This window comes from Methylobacterium carpenticola, assembly GCF_042748905.1.
Taxonomy (GTDB): Bacteria; Pseudomonadota; Alphaproteobacteria; order Rhizobiales; family Beijerinckiaceae; genus Methylobacterium; species Methylobacterium carpenticola.
The window spans coordinates 6,430,220-6,447,433 of the sequence record NZ_JBHZEO010000001.1 but is presented as its reverse complement, the minus strand read 5'-3'; the positions used below and the strand labels follow the sequence as shown (position 1 = coordinate 6,447,433).

Genomic DNA, 17,214 nt, shown 5'->3' with positions numbered 1-17,214 from the left:
ACGACGGATCGGACGTTCCTCCATCGGCTCGCTCCGATGGAGGGCGGCTCTCCCGGCCGGTGGCCGGGACGCGTCAGCGTCCCGGACCAGCGCGGGTTCCGCGCGGGTTCGGACGAGCGCCTCGCGCGTCCGGCCGATCCCGGCTCAGGCGCGGTAGGCGGGCTCTTCCGCATCGAGGATGCGGCGGATGCTCGCCAGATGGAGCCGGGCCGATTCCGGATCGCCCTCGCGCATCTGGTGGGCCGCGGCGGCGGCCACGGCGGGATCGACCGGATGGACCGATCGCCCGGTGGAGAGGGCGAGGCACTGCACCTCGCAGGCCCGCTCCAGGTAGTAGAGGTCGTCCCAGGCCTCCGCGATGGTCGGGGCCGTCACCATCACCCCGTGATGCTTCATGAACAGGATGTCGGCACCGCCCACGGCGGCGGCGATGCGGTCGCCCTCGCGGGCGTCGAGGGCGAGCCCGTTGTAATCATGGTCGATGGCGGTGCGGCCGTAGAACTTGAGCGCCGTCTGGCCGGCGAAGATCAGCGGCTCGCCCTCGGTCATGCTGAGCGCCGTGGCGTAGGGCATGTGGGTGTGGAAGGCGACCCGCGCCCGCGGCAGGGCCTTGTGCAGGCGGGCGTGGATGTAGAAGGCGGTGGCCTCCGGCTGGCCCTCGCCCGCGACGACGGTGCCGTCGAAATCGCAGATCAGCAGCTGCGACGCGGTGAGTTCCCGGAAGGCGTAGCCGTAGGGGTTGACGAGGAAGAGGTCGTCGCAGCCCGGAACCAGGGCCGAGAAGTGGTTGCAGATGCCCTCCTCGAAGCCGTGGCGCGCCGCCATGCGGAAGCAGGCGGCGAGATCCCGCCGCGCTTCCCACACCGCCTCGCCGTCGAGATCGGGCCGGTTCGAGCCCGGACGCGCCGCCTCGGTCCCGGCCCCGGGCTGATCTCCCCCGGATTGCGTGAATGCGTGTGCCATCGTGCGTCCTCTTCGCTCTTCCGGAGGTGGGCGCCCGCGGCGCCCTGGACACGCACCCGATACAGGCGGAGGGGGTGCGAGGACCAGCAGGCTGTCATGCGCGCGTCCCGCGCGAAAGCGCGAAAGCGGGACCGGGCACGGGCGCGGATGACGGTCATCTTCTGGTCGGGTTGGCAGGCCATCACGCGCTCCATCACCGGTTCATCCCATCGAGAGGTCCGATGCTCGTCCGCTCCGCCGCCCTCGCGCTCTCGGCTCTCCTGGCCGGCCCCGCCCTCGCGCAGGACTACAACCGCACCGACCTGATCCGCGGCCTGTGCCAGAAGGACGGCTGCGACGAGTTCAGCGTGGCGAAGGTGGAGCCGGTGACGCGCACCGGCGAAGGGGTGCTCAACAGGACCCGGGTCAAGACCTTCCACGCCAGCGGCCAGGGCCGGACGGAGGGGCCCGAGGAGAACGGCTACGTCTTCTGCTCGGCGACGCGCCCCGCCATCCTCTCCGAGCAGGACGGCCGCACCACCGCCCTGATGATCGCGCCCTTCGCGGGGCAGGACACGCGCGAGACGGTGCGCAAGAACGCGAATTTCGTCGCCCTGTACTTCTCGATCTGCCACGGGGCCGAGGCCGGCAAGGCCGCCGTCCGCGATCTGCGCGGGACGGCGCAATCCCTCGGCTATCACGTCGCCGCGGCGCAGTCGCAATTCGTGCAACTCAAGCGCGCGGAGGACATCGTGCGCCAGAATTAGAGCGTTTTCCGACGACGTGGATCCCGGTTCGTCGGACAATGCGGTAGAATCAGGAACCTGGAGTAGCGCCCGGTCGGAGCGTGATCGGGCGCTGCTCTGGGCGGGTGACGCGCGGCACCGACGAGAATTCCCTGTCGCCGGCGCTGCCTTGACGGTCCTTCGCCCTCCATCCGGGGATTGACGCTGCGCATCCGGCGGGGCACGCCCTCGCCGCGGCGAAGGATCGCGCGGGGAGGGGAGACGGGCCATGCGGCTCTGCGTGTTCTGCGGATCGAGCGACGGCGCGGCCCCGCTCTATCGCGAGGGGGCTCAGGCCCTCGGCCGGCACCTCGCCCGCAGCGGCGTCGGCCTCGTCTACGGTGGCGGTAAGGTCGGCCTGATGGGCGCCGTGGCCGATGCCGCCCTCGAAGCGGGCGGCGAGGTCATCGGCGTCATGCCGCGCCCGCTGGTCGAGAAGGAGATCGGGCATGCGGGCCTGACCACCCTCCACGTCGTCGGCTCGATGCACGAGCGCAAGGCGATGATGGCCGACCTTGCGGACGGCTTCGTCGCGCTGCCCGGCGGCCTCGGCACCTTCGAGGAACTCTTCGAGGTCTGGACCTGGGCCCAGCTCGGCTACCACCCGAAGCCGGTGTCCCTCCTGAACGTGGGCGGCTTCTACGACGGGCTCCTCGCTTTCCTCGACCACGTGGTCGGACAGGGCTTCGTGCGCGAGCCGCACCGGGCGATGCTGATCTGCGCGCAGGATCCGGCCGAGCTCCTCACGCGCATCCGCGCCTACGAGCCACCGCGGGTCGTCAAGTGGGTCCAGGCGAACGAGCGCTGAAGAGGCCAACCTTCCGGGCCCTCGGGCAGTTGTCCGTGCAAGCGGCGTGACGGCGCGCCGCGCAGCCGGACGCCGCCGCACGGGGACCCTCGTCATGACCGGTTCCACCCATTCCGCCCTCGTCGACTGCCTGCGGCCCCGCCTCGAACCGCTGCCCGATCCCTCCGATCCCGCCTTCGGAGCCTGCATCGACCGCTTCGGGACGGCCCGGCTGGTGCTCCTCGGCGAGGCCACCCACGGCACGGCCGAGTTCTACCGGGCGCGGGCCGCCATGACGCGGCGGCTCGTCGCGCGTCACGGCTTCCGGCTGGTGGCGGTGGAGGCCGACTGGCCGGATGCCGCCGCGATCGACCGCTTCCTGCGCCGCCGGGCCGAGGCGGCCTTCCCGGAGGAGGCCTTCGCGCGGTTCCCGAGCTGGATGTGGCGCAACCGCGAGATCCTGGACCTCGCGGAGGACCTGCGGGCCTTCAATGCCGGGCGCCCATCGGAGGATCAGGTCCGGTTCCGCGGCCTCGACGTCTACAGCCTCGGCGCCTCCATGCGGGCGGTGCTGGACTATCTCGACGCGATCGACCCCGCTGCCGCCCGGCAGGCCCGCGACCGCTACGGCTGTCTCTCGCCCTGGCACGCCAAGCCGGAGCGCTACGGGCGGGAGGTCATGTTCGGGGCCAAGCATCCCTGCGAGGCGGCGGTCACGCAGATCCTGCGCGGCTTGCAGGATCAGCGCCTCGCCTACGCGGCGCAGGATCCGGAGGCCTATCTCGACGCGGCCCAGAACGCCCGCATCGTGCGGGCGGCCGAGCAATACTACCGGATCATGTATCGTGGCTCGGTCGAATCCTGGAACATCCGCGACCGGCACATGTTCGACACGCTCCGGCACCTGATGGCGGAGGGGGCGCGCGCGGTGGTGTGGGCGCACAACTCGCATATCGGGCATGCCGGCGCGACCGCGATGGGCTGGGAGGGCGAGTTCAACATCGGCGAACTCGCCCGGACCGCCTTCGGCGACGAGGCCGTCCTCGTCGGCTTCGGAACGGACCGCGGCACCGTGGCGGCGGCCGAGGATTGGGATGCGCCCATGCAGGTCATGGCCGTGCGCCCGGTGCGGGAGGACAGCCACGAAGCCCTGTTCCGTGCGGCGGGAATGCCCCGGGCCTTCCTCGACCTGCGCGATCCGCAATCGGGCGGCCTGCGGGAGGCCTGGGCGCAGCCGCGCCGCGAGCGGGCGATCGGCGTCGTCTACCGGCCCCGGACCGAACTCCAGAGCCACTATTTCGAGGCGGTGCTGCCCGAGCAGTTCGACGCCTATGTCTGGTTCGAGGAGACCACGGCCGTCACCCCGCTGCCGCCCGCGAAGGCCCGCGCGGGCGAGAGCGAGACCTATCCGACCGGCCTGTGAGCGCGCAGCCCGCCTTTCCGCTCGCGCCCGCGGGGCCGCTCCCGTAAGCTCTGCCCCGCTGCGGCCGGACGCGCGGATGCCGTCGCCGGCCCGGCCCCTCCCTTGCTTCGGGGCCCCGGTTCGGGGCAGGCCCGGCCGAGATCCAGGACAGCGCGATGACAGGCCAGCCCGGTGGCGAAGGCGGACGGATCGCGGCCTTCCTCGTCATGGCGCTGATCTGGGGGCTGACATGGCTCCCCACGAAGGTCGCCGCGGAGGTCATGTCGCCGATCTTCCTCGCCGTGGTGCGCTTCGCGCTCGCGGCCCTCCTCTATCTCCTGATCATCCTCCCGAGGGGCATCTCCCTCCGCCTGGAGCAGCCGGGCCGCGTGGTCGCGGCCTCGCTCCTCATCACCACCGGCTGCTACAGCCTGCTGTTCTGGGGCGTCGCCCATTCCCCCACCGGCCTCTCGGCGGTCGTCAACCTCGCGCTGCTGCCGATCTTCGTCATCCTCGTCGGCGCGCTCTACGGGCAGGAGCGCGTCACCGGGCGCCGGCTCGGGGCGATCGCCCTCGGCCTCGCCGGCCTCCTGCTGCTGTTCTCGGGCAGGACGGGGGCGGGCGGGGACGGTGCGGCCCTCGGCCTCGCGGCCGTCGCCGCCGGCACGCTGAGCTACGCCTGGGGCGCCGTGATCAGCCGGCCGCTGATGCGCAGCATGCATCCGCTCGCGCTCGCCTTCTGGGAGACCGGCCTCGGCGCGCTCGGCCTCCTGCCCGTCTCGCTCCTGATCGAAGGCTACGATCCCGGGCGCCTCGCGGCCCTGGGCGACGGGCGCACGCTCCTCTGCCTCGCCGTGCTGGTGCTCGGAGGATCCCTCGGCGCCTTCACGATCTATCTGTGGCTGCTGCGCGAATGGGGCGCCTTCCGGGCCGGGCTCTACGCCTTCGTCAGCCCGGTCGTCGCCGTGGCGGTGGGGGTCGCGGCCGCCGGCGAGGTGTTCGGCCGGCCGGAGGCGCTCGGGATGGGCGTGATGCTGGCCGCCACCGCCCTCGCGCTCACCGAGAGACGGAAGGCGCTATCGCGGTCGTCCTGACGTGCTGAATGTCGTCAGGCCTGCGCATCCACCGCGAGCCGGCGCGATCACCCGGTTGATCCCGCACGTCTCGGCCGCTGAGGAGCCTCGTCGCCCATGACGTAACCGTGACGCCGGGTCGCGCGTTGGCTTCGCGGAGATCCGGCACCGCGGCGCCGGTTCGCTTCGAGACGAGGCGCCTTCGCATGACGACCACCACCGACCTCCCGCGCACCGACGAGCCTTCGACGGATCTCGCGACCCCGAACGGGCGGCTTCCCGCCGGGGCCGCGGCCTCGGCGGAGGAGGGCCCGTCGCCGGTCGACCGCCTCCAGGCCATGGGTTGCGAGCTGCGCGGCAAGTCCCGCGAGGCGAGGGCGGGGGCGCTGCGCCACCCGCCGACCCGCGCCGCCCGCACGTGACGCCCGGGCGAACCGGATCGGCCATGATCACGACCGCACATCTCGCCGCGAAGGCGCTCGGGGACCACCTCACGGCGGAGTTGCAGGGCACCTTCGGGGCCTCGCAGGCACCGCTCGCCGAGACGGTGAGTTCGGTGGCGCGCCTCGCCCTCGAATGCCTCGCCAATTCCGACGCGCTCTACCACGACCTGGAGCACACGCTCCTCGTCACGCAGGTGGGACTCGACATTCTGCGCGGCCGCACGCTGCTGGAGCCGGTGACGCCGGGGGATTGGGCGCATCTCCTCGTCGCCTGCCTGATGCACGACATCGGCTACGTGCGCGGGCTGATCCGGGAGGATTGTCCGGTGAGGGGCTACGTCACCGACGAGAGCGGCGGGCGCGTGGTGCTGGCGCGCGGTGCCTCCGACGCCGCCCTCACGCCCTACCACGTGGACCGCTCGAAGCTCTTCGTGAAGGCGCGGCTCGGCGGATCGGCGCTCCTCGACGCCGACCGCATCGCGGCGGCCATCGAGCATACCCGCTTCCCGGCCCAGCCGGAGCGGCCGGAGGAGGGGCTGAACCCGGAGGCGAGCCTGGTGCGGGCGGCCGACCTGATCGGCCAGATGGGCGATCCGCTCTACCTGCGCAAGGTCAACGCCCTGTTCCGGGAATTCGAGGAGACCGGCACCAACGCGCGCCTCGGCTACACCTCGCCGGCGGATCTGATCGAGCACTATCCCGACTTCTTCTGGCAGAGCGTCTCGACGCATCTCGACGGCGCGCTCAAGTACCTGGAGGTGACGGTGAGCGGACGTCAGTGGATCGCCGGCCTGGAAGCGAACGTGTTCCGGGCCGAGCGCCCGCGCGGCGGCGCGCCGCGCGGGCTGTCGTGAGCGCGCGGGATCACGCCGCGCTCACCCCATCGCCTTTCGGTCGGGCCCACGCCTCGCCGGTCAGCGCCCCGATCGGGACCGGCCGGCCGATCAGGTAGCCCTGCAGGAACCGGCAGCCGAAGCCTCGCAGGGCTTCGCGCTGCGCCTCCGTCTCGACCCCCTCGGCGATGCATTCGAGGCCGAGATTCTCGCACAGATGCAGGATCGTCTTGACGATGCCCTCGCCAGTCGGCGTGTCGAGGCTGGCGACGAAGCTGCGGTCGATCTTGATCTTGTCGAGCCCGAGCCGGTGCACGTAGCCGAGGCTGGAATAGCCGGTGCCGAAATCGTCGAGGGCGACCTTCGCGCCGAGCGACCGGAGCAGGCCGATCGAGCGGCTGGCCGCGTCGAGGTCGGCCAGGAGCGCGGTTTCCGTGAGTTCGAAGGTCAGCCGGCTCGGTGCGATGCCGCTGCGCCGGATGACCGCGATGATGTCGTGCACGGCCTCGGAGGATGTGAGGTCGTGCGATGACAGGTTGAACGACAGGTCGATCCCGGTCGGGAGCGCCGGGAGGTCGCCGAGGGCCTTGTCGAGGAGCAGCAGGGTCAGGGCGTGGATCATGCCGCAGCGCTCGGCCACCGGCACGAACTGGCCCGGCGGGACCATGCCGAGCCTGGGGCTGAGCCAGCGGGCGAGCCCCTCGACCATCACCACCCGGTTCGATGCGAGGTCGATGATCGGCTGGTAGTGCAGCTGCAGTTCGTCGGACAGCGCCGCCGCCTGGAGTCCGGCCTCGATGGCGCGCTCGGCCTGGATCAGGTCGTCGTGCTCCTTGGCGTAGAGCGTGACGGTGCCGCGCTGATGTTCCTTCGAGTAGTAGAGCGCGTGGTCGGCATGGTCGAACAGGTCGCCGTCGCGCTCGACCTCTCCGGAGAGGGCGACGCCGCCGGAGCAGCCGGCCGACACCGTGGCATCGCCGATGCGCACCGGCTGCCGGATCAGGGCCGCCGCGCCCTTGCAGACATCGACCGCGTCGAGGCTGTCGATCCTGATCAGCAGGCCGAACTCGTCGCCGCCGAGCCGGGCGATCTTCACCGTCTCGCTCGCCAGCGTCGCCAGCCGGCGGCCGGTCTCGATCAGCACGCGGTCTCCGGCCCTGTGCCCGTAGGTGTCGTTGATGAGCTTGAAACGGTCGAGATCCAAGATGGCGAGCGCCAGTCCGCCCGGCCGCGTCCCCGCGAGCCACGCGTCGAGTTCGGCGAAAAAGTAGCGCCGGTTGGGGAGCCCCGTCAGGCTGTCGGTGTGGGCGAGGCGGAAATTCTCCTCCGACAGGCGCTGCATCTTCGCCCGCTTGCCGGTCACCGCCGCCTGCGAGTGGATCAGCCGCACGAACGTCCGGAAGGCGTTCAGCTGCATGCGCACCATCACGGTCGTCACGAACCCGACATTGAGCGCGATCGCGATGAAGACGATGTCGTCGGCTATCGCCGGATAGTAGCTGACGAAGAGAGTGGTGCCGAACCCGGCGACGAGCAGCGCCGCTCCGGGAAGGTGCGTGAGGCAGGAGATCGAGGCGATCACCGTGATCGCGATGAAGAAGGCGACATGGACACGCTCGTGGAGGTCGCCGTAGCCGTCCAGCATGAGCGCCCAGGATACGTAGCCGACGGCCAGCACGCCCGTGAGCCACATGGTCGTGCGCATGCGGCGCACGGCCTCCGCCGCATCGATCCCGCTGAGATCGAGCCGATGCCAGTGCAGGCCGCGCAAGATGCAGATCGGCAGGAGCACGACGAGCGCCCCCACCGTGAGCCAGCGCGGTGCGAGGTGCAGGTGCGTGAACGCGACGGCGAGCGCGTTCACGGCCAGGTTGGCATAGAGGGCCGGGATCTGCTTCTTCAGCTCCGCGAATTGCGCGAGCACGATCCGATCCGACACCGGCGTCGCGCCCGGATCTCCGGTCCGGCCCGAGCCCTCGTCGGGCTCCCTCGCGGGGTGGACGAGGCCGCTCGCGATGAGGTCGCGCCAGGATCCGGTCATGCCGTGCGCGGATCCGGCCGGGTGCAGGACGGCTGGCGCGTCGCCGTCCCTTCGGGCGGGGCGGGCCGGTGCAGAGCGTTTCGAGACGGCCAGAGCATCCTCAAGGTCACGCGTGTTGTCTGGACGTCACGGACGCCCTCCCTGGACATGTGTTCGCATGCGGAAAATGCCTCGCAGATACTAATGGACCATCAAGGAGAATTTGACCGATTCGGGTGGCCGCCCTGCTTGAGAACGCTGGCGACGTGAGGTCGCGGGACGCGGCGAACAGGCATGGGTATTGCGTCAGGCGTAGTCATCGAAATCGCGCCGGCCTGATCCGGTGGCGCGGCGGCTGGACCGAAGGAGTTCGCCCCGCCGACGGATCATCGGCGAAGGGCGCCTCTTCTTTGGGAACCGTCCGATGCCGGAGCCGTCACCCTCGAATCTCGGGCCTCGTCATTCACCGCGCTCGGGCGGTGTCGCATTCACCCACAGCACCACCGTATCCTCGGTGTCGGACGGATTGCCGTAGCGATGCGGGCGCCGGCTGGCGAAGCGGAAGCTGTCGCCCGCGTCGAGCGACAGGGCGGTGTCCTCGACCGCGAGGAGCAGGCGGCCCTCCAGCACCAGCCCGGCCTCTTCGCCGTCATGGGTGAAGTACTCGTCGCCCGTGCTCGCGCCGGGTGCCAGCCGCATCAGGAACAGGCTGAGATGGCCGCTCCCGCCCGGATGCGTCAGGAGCTGCTTGGCGATGCCGGAGCGCCAGAGCGTCAGCTCCGCCCGTTCGTGCGACCGGGTCACGATCGGCTCGGCCGAGGCGGAGGACGAGCCGAACAGGCTCGACAGTCCGACCTCCAGCACGTCCGCGATCAGCGTCAGCACCCGCAGCGAGGGCGAGGACAGGCCCCGCTCCACTTGGCTGAGGAAGCCGATGGAGAGGCCCGTGCGGGTCGCCAGGGCCTTGAGCGGCAATCCCCTTGCATGGCGCAAGGCCCGCAGGTGCCGCCCGACGGTGAGATCCGCCGCGGCCTCGCCCTCCGGGACGGGCGCGTGCCCATTGTTGCGCCAATTGCTAGCCTTTTTCATATGCATGAAATCTGGTTGCTTTGGACAGCAGAATATGCCCAGATATTCATGTCAATGAAATTTGTGTCGCCCCGGTTGCATCAGGGGCATCGTCTCGACCAGGAGCATCGCGATGAGGCGTTTCATCCAGGCCGTCTGCGCCGCCGCCGCGCTCGGCCTCGCAGGGCCCGCCATGGCCCAGACGGCCGTGAAGGTCGGCTCCACGCCCACGGGCATTCCCTTCACCTTCCTCGACACCAAGACCAACACCATCCAGGGCGTGATGGTCGACGTCATCACCGCCGTCGGGCGCGAGGCCGGCTTCGCCGTCCAGATCGAGCCGCTGCAATTCTCGACCCTGATCGCCGCCCTCACCGCCAAGAAGATCGACGTCATCTCGGCGGCCATGTTCATCACGCCGGCCCGCAAGGAGGTGATCGCCTTCTCCGAGCCGGTCTACAGCTACGGCGAGGGACTGATCGTCGCGAAGTCCGACACGCGCGACTACGCCTCCTTCGCCGACCTCAAGGGCGAGACGGTGGGTGCGCAGGTCGGCACCGCCTTCGTCGAGCCGCTGAAGAAATCCGGCCAATTCGCCGAGGTGAAGGTCTACGATACCGGCCCCGACCTGATGCGCGACGTGAATGCCGGCCGCATCAAGGGCGCCTTCGCGGATGCGCCGGTCCTCGCCTACAACGTCAAGCTCGGCACCTATCCGAACCTGCGCCTCGTCCAGGCCTACAAGCCGGTGGTGATCGGCTCGGTGGGCATCGGCCTGCGCAAGGAGGACACGGCTTTGCGTGAGAAGATCGATGCGGGTCTCGCCAAGATCAAGCAGAGCGGCGAACTCGCCAAGATCCTGGAGAAGTGGGGCCTCCAGCCGGCCGTGAACCCGTCCTGAACCCGCCATGGAGAGTTTCCTCGCCGATGCCCGCGAGTTCCTGCCGATCCTGCTCCAGGGCGTTCAGCTCACCATATTGATCACGGTGGGCTCCCTCGTGGTCTCGACGGCGCTCGGGCTGGTCTGGGCGATGATGCGGGTCTCGGGCATCGCCGTCCTGTCGGGCCTGAGCGCCCTGTTCATCAACGTGATCCGGGGCATCCCGGTCATCGTCCAGCTCTTCTACATCTACTTCGTGCTGCCGGATTTCGGCATCTCGCTCAGCGCCGTGCAGGCGGGCGTGCTCGGGCTCGGGCTGGCCTACTCGGCCTATCAGGCGGAGAATTTCCGGGCCGCGATCGAGGCGATCGACAAGGGCCAGATCGAGGCCGCCCAGACCATCGGCATGGGCTGGGGGCTGACCATGCGGCGGGTGGTGCTGCCGCAGGCCCTGCGCAGCGCCCTGCCGCCCTACGGCAACGTCATGATCATGATGCTCAAGGATTCGTCCCAGGCCTCGACCATCACGGTCGCCGAGCTGGCGCTCCAGGGCAAGCTCATCGCCTCCGCGACCTTCAAGAACACCAGCGTGTTCACCCTGGTGGCGCTGATGTACCTGACCCTGAGCCTGCCGCTGATCCTGATCGTGCGCCACTTCGAGAAGCGTGCGGGGCGTCCATGATCGAACTCGACGGCGTGAGGAAGCATTACGGCGCAGTGCCGGTGCTCAAGGGCATCACGGCGCGCATCGCGCGCGGCGAGGTTGTGGCGATCCTCGGCCCCTCCGGTTCGGGCAAGTCGACGCTCCTGCGCTGCATCAACGGGCTCGAGAGCTACGACGGCGGCGAGATCCGGGTGAACGGCCGGCGGGTCGACCGCACCGGCCGGGCGATCCGCGCGGTGCGCATCCAGGTCTCGATGGTGTTCCAGCGCTTCAACCTGTTCCCGCACCGCACGGCTTTGGAGAACGTGGTCGAGGGGCCGATCTACGTGAAGGGCGAGAACCGGGCCGAGGCGCTCGCCCGCGGCCGGGACCTCCTCGCCCGCGTCGGGCTCTCCGGCAAGGAAGAGGCGCGCCCGCCCCAGCTCTCGGGCGGGCAGCAGCAGCGGGTCGCCATCGCCCGGGCGCTGGCCATGCGGCCGGACGCGATCCTGTTCGACGAGCCGACCTCGGCGCTCGATCCGGAACTGGTCGGCGAGGTGCTCGCCGTGATGCGGGCGCTGGCCGAGGAGGGCATGACGATGGCGGTCGTCACGCACGAGATCGGCTTCGCCCGCGAGGTGGCGGACCGCGTCCTCTTCCTCGACGGCGGCGTCATCGTCGAGGAGGGGGCGGCCCGCTCGGTCCTCACCGCACCCGAGCATCCGCGCACCCGCGACTTCCTGCGCCGCGTCCTTCATCCCCTGTAAGGTTCCCGCCCTGGTCGGCTCCGATCCTCCGTCTCGGCGACCGCGATCCGCCCGGCCACCGGTGTCGGATCGATATTCCACCCGCACGGAGGGCGGATTGCGCGTGGTTCCCTTGTGCCGTCCGCTTGCGCGGCGTGCAGCCGTAGCTGGATCGCGGCCGAATTGACGGCGTGTTGGCGCCGCACGCCGGAATCAACGCTCGCCGACGAGGCCGGCGGGCGACGAAGTGACGGCTTTGCCTGACTGCCGGACGGGCATCCTCGGCTTCAACGATCCGTAACCCCTTGCCAGTAGCGTTGGGCCGCTTCGCGAGAGGCGTCAGTCCGAGGTTGGTGAGCGACATGCCCCTCTCCGAGTCCGCAGCGCCGAACCTCGGTGACCTGATCCGCCGGGACCAGCTCGAAGCCGTGCGCCAGAGCGTGCGGAACGCGATCCCGGTCAACATGATCCTCGGCGTGACCGGGACCCTCGTCGCCTGGGAGGCGGGGCACGGCACGGCGGGCCTCATCTGGCTCGGGCTGTCGAGCGCGGCGAACCTGCTGCGCATCAGCCTCTGCCGGGCGCCGTGCCTGGGCCTGTCGCTGACCGCGTCCATGCCGGCGGAGATGGCCGCGGCCGCGGCCCGGTCCATCGATCGGCACCTGCGGCTCGCCACGCTCGCCGCCCTGCTCTCCGGGCTGGTCTGGGCCTTCGTTCCCGTCCTCTGCGAGGGATACACCTCCTCCCAGACGCTGTTCTACCTCACGGTCACCTGCGGCATCACCGCGGGCGCCGTCACCCACGGCATCGCCTTCGCCCGCATCCCCATCGGCTTCATCACCCCGCCGCTCCTGTCCGTGGCGGGGTGCCTCCTCGCCGCGGGCGGGTTCGAGCGCACCTGCCTCGCCGCCACCGTCCTGCTCTACCTCGCGGCGCTCGCCCGCAGCGCCGTCGAGACCGAGACCGTCTTTCGCGAGACGAGCCGGCTGAAGAACGCGGCGACCGCGCTGGCCGAGGCGCGCGAGGCGGCGCGCGCCAGCGCCCGCGCCCTCGCCGAGGAGATGCAGCGCCGCGCCACCCATGACGGCCTGACCGGCCTGCTGAACCGCGCGGGCTTCGTGCAGATGGCCGAGGAGCGGCTTGCCGGGCGCGGCGAGGAATGCTGCCTGATGCTGCTCGATCTCGACGGGTTCAAATCCGTCAACGACGTCTACGGGCACCAGATGGGCGACCTCGTCCTGGTCGAGGTCGCGCGGCGGCTGCAGGCGGCGATGCCGCCCGGCTGCCTGGTGGCCCGCCTCGGCGGCGACGAATTCGCCCTTCTGCGCGACCCGGAGGCGGGGGGCGAGGCGCCCGCCGCGCTCGCCGCCCGGCTGATCGAGGCCGTCGCCGAGCCCTTCGAGGGGTTCGACGCGGGCCGGCTGGGGATCAGCATCGGCATCTATCACGCGCCGGCGGTGAGCCTCACGCACATGCTGAGCTGCGCCGACGAGGCCCTCAACGCGGCCAAGGCCACCGGCCGCAGCCGGTTCCGCCTGTTCGACGAAGGCCTGCGCAGCCGTCTGGAGATGCGCCGCGACAGCGAGCGCGACCTCTCGCAGGCCCTGGCCGAGGGCAGCCTCGAAGTGTGGTTCCAGCCCATCTTCGGGCAGGGTGGCCGCGTGGTGACCAGTCTGGAGGCGCTGGTGCGCTGGCGGCACCCGGTCCACGGCTGGGTCCCGCCGAGCGAACTCATCGCCGCGGCGGCCACCGCCGGCCTGACCGAGTCCCTGCTGCGCTTCATCCTCGAACAGGTCTGCACGATGATGCGCGCCCTCCAGGATCACGGCCTGCCCCATCTCCAGGTGGCCATGAACGTCTCGCCGCGGGAGATGGCGCAGACCGCCGTCGACGAGATCGTGCTCGAACGCCTGCAGGCCCTCGCGCTGCCCGCCGCCATGCTGGAGATCGAGATCACCGAGGAGACCGCCCTCGACATCGAGGCGGTGCAGGGCAAGCTGCTGGCGCTCTCGCGCATCGGCGTCCGGGTGGCGCTCGACGATTTCGGCATCGGCTACTCGTCCCTCGCCTCGCTGCGCCAGTTGCGGGCCGGCCGGGTGAAGATCGACCGCAGCCTCGTCACCGGGCTCTCGACCTCCGACGACAAGAGGGGGCTGGTCCAGGCGGTGCTCGGCCTCGGCCGCTCCCTCGGCATCGAGGTCGTGGCGGAGGGCGTCGAGACGGCGGACGATCTCGCCACGCTCCAGGCCATGGGCTGCCCCTTCATGCAGGGCTACCATCTGGCCCGGCCGGCTCCGGCGCCGGAGACCCTGGCGCGCGTGCTGGCCTCCTACGCGGATGCGGCATGAGTGAGCCGGCCGCTCGCGCTGCGCAAGCCGGATGACGGATCTGCGGAAGCCGGCCGCGGAAAGTTGCGGATGCCGCCGAAAACCTTGCCTTGCGAACGGACAGGCGGTCCAACCCTGCGATAGAAGGGGCGGACAACTCCCGATGCCGACTTTCCATCGCCCATGCCCCGCAGATTCGTCCTCGCCCCGACCCGGATCCCCGCCGATGCGCCGCGGATGCGCGGCGGCATCGGTCGCGGGGCGCGCAGGGGGCGCTGCGAGGGGGCCGGCCGGGGCGGCGTGATACGGTTTCCGGAAGATCACTTTCGGAAACCGTATCACGAGCCCGCGCGGCGCCTGAGCGAGGCCGGTTTCCGCATCGCGAAGCGATCATCCGGAAACCGTATGAGACGGGCGGGCGGGCGGATCCGGGCGGAACGGATCATCCGATGAGCGATCCCGCTCCACCCTGCGACGAGGCCGAGAGGCTGCGCGCGCTCGACCGCTACGCGGTGCTCGACACGCCGCGCGAGGCTGAATTCGACGACATCGCCGAACTCGCGGCCACGATCTGCGATGCGCCGATCGCCGTGGTGAACCTGATCGGCGACGGTCGCCAGTTCTTCAAGGCCGAGGTCGGGCTCGGGGTGCGCGAGACGCCCCTCGACACCTCGTTCTGCCGCCAAGCCATCCTGCAGACGGACTTCCTGTACGTGCCGGACGCCACGCGGGACGCGCGCTTCTCCGGCAATCCGCTGGTCACCGGCGCGCCGGGCCTGCGCTTCTACGCCGGCGCCCTGCTCAAGACCCCGGACGGCTACCCGATCGGGACCGTCTGCGTCCTCGACACCGCCCCGCGGACGATGAGCGAGCGGCAGATCGCGGCGCTGCGGCGCTTGGCGCGGCAGGCCATGGGGCAGCTCGAACTGCGCCGCCTGGGGCGCGAGCTGCGCGAGCAGCAGCGCCTGCAGGCGCAGATCCTCGACAGCGCCACCGACTACGCGATCGTCGCCACGGATCCGGCGGGCCGGGTCACCCGCTGGACCGAGGGCGCCCGCCGCATCCTCGGCTGGCGCGAGGAGGAGGTGCTCGGCCGACCGATCGAGACCATCCTCAACCCCGAGGACGGAACGGCCGCGATGCGGTGCGCCCTCGCACGGCAGGGCAGCGCGCCGCGGGAAGCCTGGCATCGGCGCCGGAACGGCGACCGCTTCTGGGCCAGCGCCGAGGCCATGCCGCTGCGCACCGAGGGCGGCGAGGCCGCGGGCTTCCTCACCATCCTGCGCGACCGCACCGCCCAGCGCCGCGCCGCCGAGGCCTTGAGCGCCAGCGAGCGGCGCTTCCGCTCCCTCGTGGAGGTCAGCCCGCAGATCGTCTGGTTCGCCGGGGCGGATGGGGCGATCACCGACTTCAACCCCTATTGGTACGACTACACCGGCGCGAGCCCGGACGCGGCCTGCACCGAGACGTGGCTGGCCGCCATCCATCCCGAGCATCGCGCCCGTGTCCTCGGCGCGCGGCGCGAGGCCGTGCGGGCGGCCGAGCCCTACGAGCTGGAGATCCCCTTCCGGCGCGGTGCGGACGGCGCCCATCGCTGGTTCCTGGCGCGCGGCAAGCCGCTGCGAGGCGAGGGGGGCGAGGTGGAGGGCTGGATCGGGATCGCCGTCGACATCGACGAGCGCCGGCAGGCCGAGGCGGCTTTGCAGGAGGCGCGCGACCAGCTCCGCCTCGCCGTCGAGGCGACCGATATCGGCATCTTCGACTACGACCTGCGCACCGGCATGCTGGTCTGGGACGATCGCGTGCGGGCCCTGTTCGGGCTCTCGGCGGGGAAACCGGTGAGCTACGACGTCTTCCTCTCCGGCCTGCACGCCGGGGACCGGAACTGGGTGGATGCCGCCGTCCGCACGGCCCTCGATCCCGCCGGCAGCGGCCAGTTCGCGGTGTCCTACCGCACGGTCGGGCTGGAGGACGGCATCGAGCGCTGGGTCGCGGCACATGGCCGGGCCATCCGGGAGGGGGGCGGACGGTGCGCTTCGTCGGCACCGTGCTCGACGTCACCGCCCAGCGCCGGGCGGAGCAGGATCTGCGCGCCACGGAGGAGCGCTACCGCCTCGCCGCCCGCGCCACCAACGACGCGATCTGGGACTGGAACCTCGCCACCGACCACATCCTGTGGAACGAGGCGGTGCAGACCCTGTTCGGCTACGCGCCGGAGAGCGTCGGCCCCTCGGGCGCGTGGTGGAAGAGCCGGATCCACCCCGACGACCGCGCCCGCGTCTCGCGCGACATCGATGCGGTCATCGCCGGCGGCGGGGAGCATTGGAGCGACGAGTACCGGTTCCTGCGCGCGGATGGCAGCTACGCGGACATCCTCGACCGCGGCTACGTCATCCGGGATCCGCAGGGCCGGGCCGTGCGGATGATCGGGGCCATGCTCGACATCACGGCCCGCAAGCGCGCGGAGGAGCACCGCAAGCTCCTCACCGAGGAGTTGCAGCACCGGGTCAAGAACAGCCTCGCCCTGGTGCAGGCGATCGCGAGCCAGACCTTCCGCAACGCGACCGATCTCGAAGCCGCCCGCGAGGCCTTCGCGGCGCGGCTGATCTCGCTCGGACGCGCGCACGACATCCTCACGCAGACGAGCTGGACCGCGGCGCCGATCGCGGAGGTGGTGGCGGGCGCGCTCAGCGTCCACCGCCACGCGGGCACGCCGCGCATCCGCGCGGCGGGGCCGACCATGCTGCTCGGCGCCAAGGCCGCCCTCTCGCTGGCCCTCGCGCTGCACGAACTCGCCACCAACGCCGCCAAGTACGGCGCCCTCTCCAACGAGACCGGCTTCGTCGATCTGCGCTGGCACATGGTGCATCGCGCGGGTGAGCCGTGGTTCTCCCTGACCTGGACCGAGCAGGGCGGGCCCCCGGTCCTGGCGCCGCCGACGCGCAAGGGGTTCGGCTCGCGGCTGATCGAACGCAGCTTCTCGGCCGAATCCGGCGGGGCGGTCAGGCTCACCTACGCGCCGGCCGGCCTGGTCTGCTGCCTCGAAGCGCCGCTCGCCGCGATGCAGGAGGGGCGCGAGGGCGGGCCGGACTGAACCGGCACCGCCCCTCGCTTGAGCGCCCCCTTTCCGGGCCCGTTCGGGCCCGGAAAGGGGGAGGCTGGATAAGCCGTGTTCGTGACGACGCTGGCAAATGGTTCTCATACGGTTTCCGGATGATCGCTTCGCGATGCGGAAACCGGCCTCGCTCAGGCGCCGCGCGGGCTC

The 17,214-nt window shown here is 71.0% G+C and carries 13 protein-coding genes and 1 pseudogene; 11 read left to right on the top strand and 3 right to left on the bottom strand.

The window, feature by feature from the left end:
- Nucleotides 1-144: 144 nt before the first annotated feature.
- The gene (locus tag ACE101_RS29820) at nt 145-963 is read right to left on the bottom strand and encodes an aldolase (protein ID WP_379137688.1); all 819 of its coding nucleotides are present in this window, start codon (nt 961-963) and stop codon (nt 145-147) included.
- Nucleotides 964-1,184: 221 nt separating this feature from the next.
- On the opposite strand from ACE101_RS29820, the gene ACE101_RS29815 reads away from it, so the two are divergent.
- The 6 genes from ACE101_RS29815 to ACE101_RS29790 all read left to right on the top strand — a co-directional run bounded on the left by ACE101_RS29815 (nt 1,185) and on the right by ACE101_RS29790 (nt 6,286).
- On the top strand, nt 1,185-1,709 hold the full coding sequence (locus ACE101_RS29815) for a hypothetical protein (RefSeq protein ID WP_379137685.1): 525 nt from the start codon (nt 1,185-1,187) through the stop codon (nt 1,707-1,709).
- A 247-nt stretch (nt 1,710-1,956) separates the two neighbouring features.
- Nucleotides 1,957-2,535, top strand: coding sequence for an LOG family protein (locus ACE101_RS29810; RefSeq protein WP_379137683.1), 579 nt, complete (start codon nt 1,957-1,959; stop codon nt 2,533-2,535).
- A 94-nt stretch (nt 2,536-2,629) separates the two neighbouring features.
- Complete coding sequence (locus ACE101_RS29805) at nt 2,630-3,937, top strand: erythromycin esterase family protein (protein ID WP_379137681.1); 1,308 nt, start codon at nt 2,630-2,632, stop codon at nt 3,935-3,937.
- A gap of 155 nt (nt 3,938-4,092) precedes the next feature.
- Nucleotides 4,093-5,010, top strand: a complete 918-nt coding sequence (locus ACE101_RS29800; RefSeq protein ID WP_379137679.1) for a DMT family transporter — start codon at nt 4,093-4,095, stop codon at nt 5,008-5,010.
- Nucleotides 5,011-5,195: 185 nt separating this feature from the next.
- Nucleotides 5,196-5,411: a hypothetical protein gene (locus ACE101_RS29795; protein ID WP_379137676.1), complete on the top strand. Its 216-nt coding sequence runs from the start codon at nt 5,196-5,198 to the stop codon at nt 5,409-5,411.
- Nucleotides 5,412-5,434: 23 nt separating this feature from the next.
- Nucleotides 5,435-6,286 carry an HD domain-containing protein gene (locus tag ACE101_RS29790; RefSeq protein WP_379137673.1) on the top strand — a complete coding sequence of 284 codons (852 nt, stop codon included), beginning with the start codon at nt 5,435-5,437 and terminating at the stop codon, nt 6,284-6,286.
- A 10-nt stretch (nt 6,287-6,296) separates the two neighbouring features.
- Here the strand turns inward: ACE101_RS29790 and ACE101_RS29785 are convergent, their stop codons facing one another.
- Complete coding sequence (locus tag ACE101_RS29785; protein ID WP_379137670.1) at nt 6,297-8,306, bottom strand: putative bifunctional diguanylate cyclase/phosphodiesterase; 2,010 nt, start codon at nt 8,304-8,306, stop codon at nt 6,297-6,299.
- A 438-nt stretch (nt 8,307-8,744) separates the two neighbouring features.
- On the bottom strand, nt 8,745-9,374 hold the full coding sequence (locus ACE101_RS29780) for a cupin domain-containing protein (RefSeq protein ID WP_379137667.1): 630 nt from the start codon (nt 9,372-9,374) through the stop codon (nt 8,745-8,747).
- A gap of 112 nt (nt 9,375-9,486) precedes the next feature.
- Between ACE101_RS29780 and ACE101_RS29775 the strand changes: the two genes are divergently transcribed.
- From ACE101_RS29775 to ACE101_RS29755, 5 genes and pseudogenes are all read left to right on the top strand, one after another.
- Entirely contained in the window at nt 9,487-10,254 is a 768-nt protein-coding gene (locus ACE101_RS29775) for an ABC transporter substrate-binding protein (RefSeq protein WP_379137665.1), read from the top strand.
- 7 nt (nt 10,255-10,261) lie between these two features.
- The gene (locus ACE101_RS29770) at nt 10,262-10,915 is read left to right on the top strand and encodes an amino acid ABC transporter permease (protein ID WP_379137662.1); all 654 of its coding nucleotides are present in this window, start codon (nt 10,262-10,264) and stop codon (nt 10,913-10,915) included.
- Entirely contained in the window at nt 10,912-11,643 is a 732-nt protein-coding gene (locus tag ACE101_RS29765; RefSeq protein WP_379137659.1) for an amino acid ABC transporter ATP-binding protein, read from the top strand. The genes ACE101_RS29770 and ACE101_RS29765 overlap by 4 nt, the downstream gene beginning before the upstream one ends.
- A gap of 341 nt (nt 11,644-11,984) precedes the next feature.
- Nucleotides 11,985-13,970: a putative bifunctional diguanylate cyclase/phosphodiesterase gene (locus ACE101_RS29760; protein ID WP_379137656.1), complete on the top strand. Its 1,986-nt coding sequence runs from the start codon at nt 11,985-11,987 to the stop codon at nt 13,968-13,970.
- Nucleotides 13,971-14,398: 428 nt separating this feature from the next.
- A pseudogene (locus ACE101_RS29755) lies at nt 14,399-17,043 on the top strand (PAS domain S-box protein).
- The last annotated feature ends 171 nt before the right edge of the window (nt 17,044-17,214 follow it).

Excerpts from the sequence above, each read along its gene's own strand:
- ACE101_RS29780 (WP_379137667.1), bottom strand. The coding sequence starts at position 9,374 with ATGAAAAAGGCTAGCAATTGGCGCAACAATGGGCACGCGCCCGTCCCG.
- ACE101_RS29790 (WP_379137673.1), top strand. The coding sequence starts at position 5,435 with ATGATCACGACCGCACATCTCGCCGCGAAGGCGCTCGGGGACCACCTC.
- ACE101_RS29785 (WP_379137670.1), bottom strand. The coding sequence starts at position 8,306 with ATGACCGGATCCTGGCGCGACCTCATCGCGAGCGGCCTCGTCCACCCC.
- ACE101_RS29815 (WP_379137685.1), top strand. The coding sequence starts at position 1,185 with ATGCTCGTCCGCTCCGCCGCCCTCGCGCTCTCGGCTCTCCTGGCCGGC.
- ACE101_RS29770 (WP_379137662.1), top strand. The coding sequence starts at position 10,262 with ATGGAGAGTTTCCTCGCCGATGCCCGCGAGTTCCTGCCGATCCTGCTC.
- ACE101_RS29820 (WP_379137688.1), bottom strand. The coding sequence starts at position 963 with ATGGCACACGCATTCACGCAATCCGGGGGAGATCAGCCCGGGGCCGGG.
- ACE101_RS29760 (WP_379137656.1), top strand. The coding sequence starts at position 11,985 with ATGCCCCTCTCCGAGTCCGCAGCGCCGAACCTCGGTGACCTGATCCGC.
- ACE101_RS29765 (WP_379137659.1), top strand. The coding sequence starts at position 10,912 with ATGATCGAACTCGACGGCGTGAGGAAGCATTACGGCGCAGTGCCGGTG.
- ACE101_RS29795 (WP_379137676.1), top strand. The coding sequence starts at position 5,196 with ATGACGACCACCACCGACCTCCCGCGCACCGACGAGCCTTCGACGGAT.
- ACE101_RS29800 (WP_379137679.1), top strand. The coding sequence starts at position 4,093 with ATGACAGGCCAGCCCGGTGGCGAAGGCGGACGGATCGCGGCCTTCCTC.
- ACE101_RS29775 (WP_379137665.1), top strand. The coding sequence starts at position 9,487 with ATGAGGCGTTTCATCCAGGCCGTCTGCGCCGCCGCCGCGCTCGGCCTC.
- ACE101_RS29810 (WP_379137683.1), top strand. The coding sequence starts at position 1,957 with ATGCGGCTCTGCGTGTTCTGCGGATCGAGCGACGGCGCGGCCCCGCTC.
- ACE101_RS29805 (WP_379137681.1), top strand. The coding sequence starts at position 2,630 with ATGACCGGTTCCACCCATTCCGCCCTCGTCGACTGCCTGCGGCCCCGC.